The organism is Winogradskyella sp. UBA3174 (assembly GCF_002364335.1).
In the GTDB taxonomy this organism is placed as follows: Bacteria; Bacteroidota; Bacteroidia; order Flavobacteriales; family Flavobacteriaceae; genus Winogradskyella.
This window is the reverse complement of the sequence record NZ_DEXW01000077.1, coordinates 132880-133926: the sequence shown is the minus strand read 5'-3', so window position 1 is coordinate 133926 and position 1047 is coordinate 132880. Positions and strand designations below refer to the sequence as shown.

The 1047-nt window shown below is 34.1% G+C and carries 1 protein-coding gene; it reads left to right on the top strand.

All coding sequences use genetic code 11. From position 1 onward, the window contains the following. On the top strand, positions 1 to 1047 hold a 1047-nt coding region (locus tag B2U95_RS15055; protein WP_296317591.1), incomplete at both ends, for an alpha/beta hydrolase-fold protein.

Here is a 1047-nt window from a genome sequence, read left to right as displayed (position 1 = left end):
TAAGTATCCTGTAATTTATCTATTAGACGGTTTTTCTTTAAAGCGAAATTTAGAAACGGTCTATGACAATTATTGGGGTCATTATTTGCCACATATGATTTTAGTTGGTATTTCTAATAGGACAAATAGAACACGGGATTTGACGACGTCTGTAGTTAAGAATCGCAGAGGAGGCGCTTTTAATTATGAAACGGGTGGAGCAGAAAAGTTTACTAGTTTTATAGAGAATGAATTAATTCCAAATATCGAAAAGAACTATCCAGCTACAAAGTTTAGAACTTTAATAGGGCATTCTTATGCGGGTTTATTTACAATAAATGTTTTCTCGAATCACTCTCATCTTTTCGATAACTATATTGCGATAGACCCAAGCTTAGATTGGGATCATCAAAAGCTATTAAAGAACGCTAAATCGGAATTAGAAAGTCAATCTTTTGCCAATAAAGGTCTATTTGTCGCTCTGGCAGCAGAGCAATTGCATATGTCAGATGAGACAGTCACTATGGATAATTTAAGGCAAAATGATTCAGAATTCACTTTATTTCCGCGTTCTATTGTTGATTTTTGTGATACAGCAACAGCAACAGCAAAACTAAACGGACTTAGATTTGTTTGGAAAGTTTACCCTGAAGATTTACATGGTACAGTACCGTTACCAGCGATGAGAGATGGGTTAGTCTCTTTATTTAAATGGTATCAATTTAAGTCTCCACCGAAATATAATAGCCCAGAAACTACGATAGACGAGATACGCGTTTTATTAAATAATCAAGAGGTTATTTATACGAAGCATTTTGGAACTAAAACACCGCCTATGATTGCCGAATTATTTAATGGTTATGGGTATATGAATTTGCAGATGGAACAGCCAGAAAAAGCCTTTTTGTTTTTTGATATGGCAGTTAAATACTATCCAGAAAGCGCAGATGTTTATGATGCTATGGCAGATTATTACATCGCTAAGAAAAATATTGAGAAGGCAATTGAATATGTTGAGAAGGCCTATGAGATAAGTAAAAGTAAATATCACAAAGAAAAATTAGATAC